Origin of the sequence: Micromonospora endophytica (assembly GCF_003236305.1) — a bacterium.
Taxonomy (GTDB): domain Bacteria; phylum Actinomycetota; class Actinomycetes; order Mycobacteriales; family Micromonosporaceae; genus Micromonospora; species Micromonospora endophytica.
This window is the reverse complement of record NZ_POTX01000306.1, coordinates 1-5,863: the sequence shown is the minus strand read 5'-3', so window position 1 is coordinate 5,863 and position 5,863 is coordinate 1. Positions and strand designations below refer to the sequence as shown.

Genomic DNA, 5,863 nt, shown 5'->3' with positions numbered 1-5,863 from the left:
ACGCGGGCCAGTTCGTGGGTCGGGTGCTCTGGCTGGGCCCGGTCCCCACCCCGCAGTTGCCGGCGCACCATCGCCAGGTGCACGCCCGGCTCGCGGCGGACGGCAGCGGCCATCAAGGCGTTCGGCACCCGCATCGACAGGGTGCAGTGGGGCACCCACCGGTCCGGCTGATAGTGCTCGACAAGCGTGATGCCGGCCGCCGCGAGCCGGGCGTGCACCTGGCGATGGTGCGCCAGCAACTGCGGGGTGGGGACCGGGCCCAGCCAGAGCACCCGACCCACGAACTGGCCCGCGTACTGGAAGGACAGCCGCAGCGGCGCGGCCACCGTGGTGCCGGCCAGCGCCGCGGCGACCTGCTCCGGGTCGAGGCGGGGTGCGACCGCCAGCGACACGTGCGGGCGGTGCCGCTGCGCCAGCAACGAGCGCATGCTCTGTACGCCCTCGGCCTCCAGGGCGTCCCAGAGCACCCGGATCCGGCGGCTGGCGGCGGTGTCCAGGTAGAGCTCCAGCGCGGCGACCACATGATCACTTTACGGGCGTCGGTCAGGGCACGATGACCGCCCGACCCTCCAGCGTGCCGTCCTGCATCTGGGCGTACGCGCGCAACGCGTCGTCCAGTCCGTACGTGGTCGTCTTGGGTCGTACCAGCCCTCGGGCGCCGAGTTCGAGCACCTCGATCAGCTCCGGCCGGCTGCCCCAGTAGGTCGTCTGGATACTCAGCTCGTACGGCACCGAGAAGAAGTTGACCGGCAGGGTGCCGCCGGCGATCCCGACGATCGTCAGGTCGCCCAGGGTGCGCGCGGCGGCCGCGCCGAGCCGCATGGTGGCCTCGGCGCCGACGAAGTCCAGCACGACGTCGGCCCCGCGACCGCCGGTGGCCGCACGGATCTCCTCGGCGGTGTCCGCACCGGAGCGCAGCGTCAGGTCGGCGCCGCCCTCCTCGGCGAGGCGCAGCGCCTCGGCACGGGTGTCCACGGCGATCACCCGGGTCGCAGTGGTGGCCTTGAGGATCTGCACCGCGATGTGCCCGAGCCCGCCGACACCGATCACCACGGCGGTGCTGCCCGGCGGCAGCTTGGACCAGGACCGGCGGATGGCGTGGTACGGCGTCAGTCCCGCATCGGTGAGCGGTGCCGCCCGGACCGGGTCCAGCCCGTCGGGCAGCGGTACGACGAACCGGGCGGCCGGCACCAGTTCGTACTCGGCCATGCCGCCGTCCAGACCGAGCCCACCGCCACCGCCGGGCACCGGGGCGGCGGCGGGGTTCTCGCAGTAGTTCTCGGCACCGACCCGGCAGCGGGCGCAGACGCCGCAACCCCACGGCCCGTAGACGGCGACCGGCTGGCCCACCTCCAGCCCGGTCACGCCCGCGCCCAGCGCGTGCACCCAACCGGCGTTCTCGTGACCGAGGATGAACGGCGGATTCCACGGCACCGCACCCGCGTCGAAGTCGTGCATCAGATGCAGGTCGGAGTGACAGGCCCCGGCCCCACCGATCTTCACCACCACCTGACCCGGGCCGGGCGTCGGCTCGTCGACGTCGACAAGTTCCGGTTGCGTCTTCCAGCCTGGCAGCCGCAGCGCACGCATGCGATACCCCCTCGTCCCGCGTCGCGTTCCCGAATGCCGCCTGCCCGTCCCACGCCGAATCAAACCCGCTGGTCACGGCGCGGTGTTGGTGCAGTTTCCATCGTGGCTGGCCCGGGGGGAGGCGGCCCGGCGACGGATCGCGGAGCTGGCCACCCGCTGCCGGCCTTGGCGGGCCGCCGTCGAGTTGCGGCACGCGTCCTGCTTCGACGGCGAGGCGGTGTTCCACGGGCACAGCACCGCCTGGGCCGGACACCTCGCCGGGCTGCTCACCGTGCACACCGTCTCGTCCTGACCGGTGCCCGGGGTCAGCCTCGGGACACCCCTTCCGGTCGCATGCCTGTCGTCTCCTCCAGCGAGTTGTCCGGCAGGTCCTCGTCGGCCACGTCGTCGGGGAAGGGACGCCGGGCCGGTGCCGGGTCCGGGGGCGCGCCGGGACCGGCGGCCGGCGTGGCGGTCGGCTCCACCGAGCCGAACCCGTGCCGGCCGGTGGGCCGGTGCCCGGCCGGTGTCTCACCGGCTCGTCGCTCACCGCGCCGGCCCTCGGGTACGGCGGAATCCTCGCTGCCCTCGTTCATCGGCGAATCCTCACCGGCGCCCCACGGCGGGTCGGCGTCGAAGCCGTCCGTGGTCCCCCAGGGCCCGGCCTTCTGCGGGCCCCGGTCCTGCCTGTCCCTGCTGCCCATGACCACCTCGCTGCTGGATGCGTCCCCGCCGGTCCTCTCCGCCGCCCACTGTCGGCGGTCCGGCAGGCCCCGGCTGTCAACGGCCCGGTAGGTAGGTCAGCGACCCGACATCGCCATGTGCCGGCGGGCCGCCTTCATCGCCGCGATCCGCGCGGCACCCTTGCCGACCGTCCCCGGGGCGTGCATTCCCCGCGCGAGCATGCCGCGCAGGACCTGTCCGGGCTTCTGCTGCTCACCCATGTACGCGGTGACCACGATCAGCGCGCCGGTCAGCGCCGGGATCGCCCACTGGAGCATCTTCAGTTGACGTTGCGCGGACGCCACCTCCACCGGCGTCTGCTGGTTCGGTTCGGTGACGCCCTCGACCGAGGGCATGCCGCCCCGCTCCAGGCGCTTGCCGAGCAGCCGGCTGTAGCCGGTCACGGCCAGCGCGCCGACCGTCAGCGCGGTCTTCACCGTGCTCGCCCGCCCGACACCCCGCTGGGCGGCCATCCGAGGGCTCTCGGTGACCAGTTCACCGACCGCGCCCGCGAGATGCGCGCCGATGGCTGCCGCGTTGACCGGGGTCCACCGGGCCCAGCCGGTGGCCGCCACCGGAAGTCGTTTGGTCGAGTCGTCGATGCGGGCCGCGGCCCCGTTGACGCCGAAGGCACCCATCAGGGAACCGCCGAACCAGGCCGCCAGGCCCAGGTCGTGCATGGAGCGCAGTGTGGTGTGACTGTCAGACATCTGGTCTCCCTCCGCCGAATGCAGCGCCCCGGACTACCCAGGTGAGCAGGCGTTATTCCCCGGAAACCGCGCCGGCAGTGGGAGCACCTCAGCGGGGCGGCAGGCCGGCGGTGAAGTCGGCGATCCGGGCGGCCAGCGGCGCGGCGGCGCGTACCCAGGTGAAGTGGTCGAGCGTGGTGCCTGGCGCGTGGTAGCGCTCGCGGGCGACGTCGGCGGCGGTGAGCTTGGCGCAGAGCCGGTCCAGCGTGGGGTGCGGCGTGTACTGGTCACCCTCGACGCTGATGGCCAGCACGGGCGTGCGGATCCGGCCCACTGCCGCCTCGGTGTCGACCCCGTCGAACTCCGGGAAACGGCCGGTCCGCGCGGTGTGTGCCCAGTCGCGGATCACCCCGCGGACCTGCCGGCCGCCGAAACCCCACCCGGGCCAGACCCCGAGCAGCCGGGCCGTGGCCGCGATCCCCTGCGTGTACGGCAGCACGCCGTAGCGCCGGAGACCGGCGAAGTCACGCCAGTACGGGATGCCGACGGCCACCAGGGCCAGCCCGTCCACCTCCTGCTCGCCGTGCAGGGCCAGGTGCAGCACGGCGGCCTGCCCGCCGAGGGAGTGCCCCAGCAGCAGCGTGCGCCGCCCGTCCCAGCGGTCCTTCAGCGCGGCCCGCACCGCGCCGATGTCAGCGGCCAGTTCGGCGTAGCCGTACCGGCAGGCCCGGCTCGGCCGGGGCGTGCTCTCCCCGGTGCCGCGCAGGTCGGCGACGGCCACGGCCAGTCCGGCGTCGCGCAGCGCGGCGGCGAACGGCCGGTAGTACCGGGCCCGGACCCCCATCGCCGGCGCGATCAGCACCACCGGCGCGTCGGGGCGGCCCGGCGGCTCCGGGTAGACCTGGAGGCCGAGGCGCGCCCCGTCGACCTGGACGAACTCCTGCACGTATTCCACAGTCGCGCTCACCAGGCCAGGTTACTCACCGGTAGGGGTTGGCTGATGTCACCCCGCCCGCCGGGTCAGCTCCGCTCGTCGCGGAGCATCCCCGGACCGAACACCTCGTAGGCGATGCGCTCCACCGGTACGCCCCGGCGCAGCAGCCCACCCCGCACGATGTTCATGAACGGCAACGGCCCGCAGAGGTGCACGTGGGCGTCGGGGGAGAGCGGGATCAACTCGGGATCGACCCGACCGCCGGTCACCTCGGCGGGAACGCCCGGCAGCGCGGCGTCGTCGCCCTCCTCGTACCACAACCTGGTGCGTAGGTTCGGCAGCGCGGCATGCAGACGCGGCAGGTCACCGCGGAGCGCATGGGCCGTACCGGCCCGGTCGGCGTGCACCAGCACCACCGACCGCCGGGGCGCGGTGGCCGCCAGATGCTCCAGCGCGGACATCGCCGGGGTCAACCCGATGCCGGCGCTGATCAGCAGCAGTGGCCCGTCACCGGCGACGGCACTGACCTCGCCGAAGGCAGGGCTGAGCCGCAGCGTGTCACCGACCGCCACGTGTTCGTGCAGGAACGTGGAGACCAGGCCGTCGGGCGCGCCGCCGGTGCCGCGTATCCGCTTGACGGCGATCCGCCAGTGGTCGGCACCCGGGCGGCCGGCCAGGCTGTACTGGCGGATCTGCTGGCCGCGACCACCGTCGAGGTCGACCGCGACCGAGGTGTACTGGCCCGGTACGAAGCGGGGAACCTCGCCCCCGTCGTCGGGCGTCAGGGTGAACGAGACCACGTCGCAGGTCTCCTGCCGGCGGTCGGTCACCCGCCACGGGCGCCAGACCGACGCGCCCTCGGGCAGTCCGGCAGCGGCGTAGAGCCGGGCCTCCCGGGCGACCAGCTCGCAGGCCAGCAGCCAGTAGACCTCGTCCCAGGCGGCGGCGACGGGTGCGGTGACCGCGTCGCCGAGCACCTCACCGACGGCGGCGAGCAGGTGCCGGCCCACGATCGTGTACTGGCCCGGGGTGATCCCCAGGGAGGCGTGCTTGTGCGCGATCCGGTCCAGCACCGGGCCCCAGGTCGCCGGGTCCGGGTCGGTCAGGTGCCCGGCGTACGCGACCACGGCGGCGGCCAGGGCCGCCTGCTGGGCGCCGCTGGCCTGGTTGCCCCGGTTGAACAGGTTCAGCAGCTCGGGATGCGCGGCGAACATGCGCTGGTAGAACCGGCGCGTGATGGCCTCGCCGTGTGCCCGCACGGCGGGCAGGGTCGCCGACACCACCGCTGCTGAGGACTGGGTGAGCACGATGTTCTCCTTCGATCGACCGTCCTACCCGCTCACAAAAACAGGTATTCGCGATACCTATTTAGGGCCGAAGGTCCTGGATCGCCGGTCATGAAGTTCACAGCGCTGGCCCGGCCGAGGTGGGCCGACCTAGGGTCGGAAACGTGAAGCTCAACCGGTCCACCGACATGGCGTTGCGGATCGCCATGCTGACCGCCGCCGACGGCCGGCGGACGACAGTGGACGAGTTGGCCGATCGGCTGGCGCTGCCCCGCAACCACGTGGCCAAGGTGGTGCAGCGGTTGCAGCACCTCGGGGTGCTGGTGACCATCCGAGGCCGCTCCGGTGGGGTGGCGCTCGCCGCGAACGGCACGGCGTACACCGTCGGGGCGGTGGTCCGGGCATTCGAGGGCGACGGCGAGGTGGTCGACTGCGAGACGCCCGCCTGTCCACTGCGCGCAGCCTGCCGGCTGCGGCGCGAACTGCGCCGGGCCCAGGACGCCTTCCTCGCCACCCTCGACCAGACCACCCTCGCCGACCTGATCGAACCCCCCACCCTCCTCCTCACCCTGACCAGCTCCGTTGATCATGAGGTTGGCGGCACTAGTTGATCTTCAGAGTGCCGTCAACCTCATGATCAACGGAGCTGGTCAGGGTGAGGA

General features: G+C 73.2%; 8 protein-coding genes. 2 read left to right on the top strand and 6 right to left on the bottom strand.

Translation table 11 applies throughout. The features are described 5' to 3' along the window. Window positions 1-521: 2'-5' RNA ligase family protein (locus tag C1I93_RS27550; protein ID WP_111246192.1), on the bottom strand; the 521-nt coding region annotated here is incomplete at its 3' end. A gap of 22 nt (window positions 522-543) precedes the next feature. Further along, the gene (locus tag C1I93_RS27545; RefSeq protein WP_111246191.1) at window positions 544-1,590 is read right to left on the bottom strand and encodes an NAD(P)-dependent alcohol dehydrogenase; all 1,047 of its coding nucleotides are present in this window, start codon (window positions 1,588-1,590) and stop codon (window positions 544-546) included. 88 nt (window positions 1,591-1,678) lie between these two features. On the opposite strand from C1I93_RS27545, the gene C1I93_RS32780 reads away from it, so the two are divergent. Next, window positions 1,679-1,882: a hypothetical protein gene (locus C1I93_RS32780; RefSeq protein WP_223256422.1), complete on the top strand. Its 204-nt coding sequence runs from the start codon at window positions 1,679-1,681 to the stop codon at window positions 1,880-1,882. 13 nt (window positions 1,883-1,895) lie between these two features. Here C1I93_RS32780 and C1I93_RS27535 read toward each other — a convergent pair whose 3' ends face one another. The 4 genes from C1I93_RS27535 to C1I93_RS27520 form a co-directional block, all read right to left on the bottom strand. Then, window positions 1,896-2,273 carry a hypothetical protein gene (locus C1I93_RS27535; protein WP_111246190.1) on the bottom strand — a complete coding sequence of 126 codons (378 nt, stop codon included), beginning with the start codon at window positions 2,271-2,273 and terminating at the stop codon, window positions 1,896-1,898. 96 nt (window positions 2,274-2,369) lie between these two features. Next, entirely contained in the window at window positions 2,370-3,002 is a 633-nt protein-coding gene (locus tag C1I93_RS27530; RefSeq protein WP_111246189.1) for a hypothetical protein, read from the bottom strand. An 88-nt stretch (window positions 3,003-3,090) separates the two neighbouring features. Then, window positions 3,091-3,936, bottom strand: coding sequence for an alpha/beta hydrolase family protein (locus C1I93_RS27525; RefSeq protein WP_181445357.1), 846 nt, complete (start codon window positions 3,934-3,936; stop codon window positions 3,091-3,093). Between the two features lie 65 nt (window positions 3,937-4,001). Further along, window positions 4,002-5,222: a globin domain-containing protein gene (locus C1I93_RS27520; protein ID WP_111246187.1), complete on the bottom strand. Its 1,221-nt coding sequence runs from the start codon at window positions 5,220-5,222 to the stop codon at window positions 4,002-4,004. Between the two features lie 143 nt (window positions 5,223-5,365). Here C1I93_RS27520 and C1I93_RS27515 point away from each other — a divergent pair, with 143 nt between their 5' ends. Beyond that, on the top strand, window positions 5,366-5,812 hold the full coding sequence (locus tag C1I93_RS27515) for an RrF2 family transcriptional regulator (protein WP_111246186.1): 447 nt from the start codon (window positions 5,366-5,368) through the stop codon (window positions 5,810-5,812). The last annotated feature ends 51 nt before the right edge of the window (window positions 5,813-5,863 follow it).

What these genes read in the sequence shown, in the direction of transcription:
- C1I93_RS27545 (WP_111246191.1), bottom strand. Translation starts at nt 1,590, where the DNA reads ATGCGTGCGCTGCGGCTGCCAGGCTGGAAGACGCAACCGGAACTTGTC.
- C1I93_RS27530 (WP_111246189.1), bottom strand. Translation starts at nt 3,002, where the DNA reads ATGTCTGACAGTCACACCACACTGCGCTCCATGCACGACCTGGGCCTG.
- C1I93_RS27535 (WP_111246190.1), bottom strand. Translation starts at nt 2,273, where the DNA reads ATGGGCAGCAGGGACAGGCAGGACCGGGGCCCGCAGAAGGCCGGGCCC.